This is a genomic window from Belliella marina (assembly GCF_042682445.1).
Taxonomy (GTDB): Bacteria; Bacteroidota; Bacteroidia; order Cytophagales; family Cyclobacteriaceae; genus Belliella; species Belliella marina.
Map to the genome: position 1 here is coordinate 138,229 of NZ_JBHUHR010000046.1, position 2,157 is coordinate 140,385.

General features: G+C 32.4%; 2 protein-coding genes and 1 pseudogene. All 3 read right to left on the reverse strand.

Annotated features, from left to right (window positions below; all coding sequences use genetic code 11):
• Positions 1-268 (reverse strand): annotated as a pseudogene (locus ACFSKL_RS19615) (IS1595 family transposase); the annotation flags it as partial.
• 107 nt (positions 269-375) lie between these two features.
• Positions 376-1,611: a hypothetical protein gene (locus ACFSKL_RS19620; protein ID WP_376888579.1), complete on the reverse strand. Its 1,236-nt coding sequence runs from the start codon at positions 1,609-1,611 to the stop codon at positions 376-378.
• A complete protein-coding gene (locus ACFSKL_RS19625) occupies positions 1,608-2,033 on the reverse strand; it encodes a hypothetical protein (protein WP_376888581.1) in 426 nt (141 codons plus the stop codon). Before ACFSKL_RS19625 ends, ACFSKL_RS19620 begins: the two co-directional genes overlap by 4 nt.
• Positions 2,034-2,157: the final 124 nt, after the last annotated feature.

Sequence of the window (2,157 nt, forward strand, 5' to 3'; positions counted from 1 at the left end):
CCCCCTTTTTGGTTGCCCACATCAATAGGAATGCCGCAAACCAGGTATGCAGCGACAGGTTGCTGCTCTCCATTACAGTGCCTGCTTTAAGGGAAGTCCTTCTTCTGCACTTACTGCATTCAAAACACTTTTTTGTGCCAAACCAGTAATGGTTGGTATAACTGCAGCAGGTTTTACAGTAAACCCCTTCTCTTTCCCGGTGGGATTTCAAATATTCCTCACAACTCTGTTCATCAGGAAAATCCCTGGTAAAATCTAAGATATTCATGGCTTTGTAATTTGTCACAAGAAAACCAATCTTATCCATTTATAAAATCAGTTGACACTACCTGTCAAAGAATATTTGGCTACATGCATGATTAGGGAGAGTCATAATTAGTTAAATATATTTTCAAAGTCAAAGTCATCAAATGTCAATTTAATTGGTGCTTCGTCAAAAGGATAAATTGAATGAATCGAAATTTCTTCATCTTTTGTTATTGTAATTAAGTTTCTGTATCTTATGGAACTTGGGTATGACCTAACATTAATTGAAGGACTATTTTCGATAATTTTTGCTTTTCCATTATGGTAAAGGGCTACTTTGTCAAAATACTCTATAACACAGCCTTTGGGAACAATTGAACTTGAAACAGGTCTTGTAAATAGTTTTTTTGATTTTTCAAGATTTGGCAGTATATGATTTCTTGAAGTGAAATATAAGTCTTGCTTATTCTCTTTGTTCAAATTGATATTTATAAATTGTCCATCCTTGGTAAAGAAAAAGCCTGAAGTAGAACTGTTAAAGCAATAACTTACATCCTCTGCTCTTAAATTTGAATGTTCCATAAGTTGACCCATTCCGTATTTGGATTTACCAAATTCAGTAATTCTTCTTCTTACAGATTGTTCGTCAAATTTTGAATACTTTGGTTTGTTGTCAATACTTTCTGTTTCATTTACAAAATATTCAAAATTATTATGCTCTTCGTAATTAATAACATCATAACTTGACCAACCTGTCCGTATTGATTTTTTTGCAACAGGTTTAGCTATTACTTCAAGTTTATTTTTTTCATTTAAAAAACTACCGTGAAATAAACCTTCACTATTTGCAGAAATTATTACTTCACCTGACTTTGCGTTAAGATGGGTTATTTTTGCGTCAAATCTTAATTCGGGTTTACTTGGCTTCAAATGATAATTGTCTTGTGGATTAAGGTTTATTTCATAAAGTCCTTCTTTACATCCTAAATACATTCTCATTGCATAAAGTCGCATATCAAGAACGGGCATAGAAGGAATTTCTGAAATTATTTCAAAGTCGTCTATATCAAAATCAATTGTAAATTCAATTTCGTTTGTTGCACGTTCCCACAATTTCATAAGAACATTTTTAAGTTCACCAACGCCTAAAATCATAAGACCTTGTCTATTGCTTAAATAGTCATTTCTTTGAAATGAAAGTCTTATCAAATTTTCAAAATCAGGGTAACTGTCAACTAGCTTTCTTATTACTTTACTAAGTTCAGTATATGCAATTCTGCCGTCCTTCAAGATTAAAAATAAGTGACCGCCATAGATATAGCTATCTATTGCTTTGACTTTTATTGAAAATTTAATTGTCTTCATATTTGACCTTTTAAAATTTTTATATGAAGCCTATCGTCAATGATTTTATCTTCAAGCCATTTGTCAACCAATTCAATGCTTGGTTCATATTCTCCACTATCAATTGGGTATCCGTGATATGGGTCTGTCGTGTTAACAGGATTAGGAAAAAAAGATAATCGCTCTTCGTTTGACCCCAAAATTACTCCACCATTGTCAAGAATTGAAAATAAACCATTTTTTTCGTTGCAAAACCATTTACTCTCGTCAGAAACTCTAAATACTTCAAATTGCTCGTTTTGCTTTAATACCCAAGTTGTCTTATGTTTATTTACAGCAGCTGTTTTATTGTGATAGGTTACAGGTTTATAATAATGGTTTTCTGTAGTCGGACCAAAAAGTCCTTCTTCATTCAATTTTACTTTTGGAAACTTATAGCTCATAGTTACTCTGTTGTTTTAACATTCTGACTAACGTAAACAAAATCCCTCAATTTGAGCTGATTTCGAGGCCTAAATCCTCATTAGTCAGACCGAATTTATCGATTTGTTTTTTTATTCTCTTAAC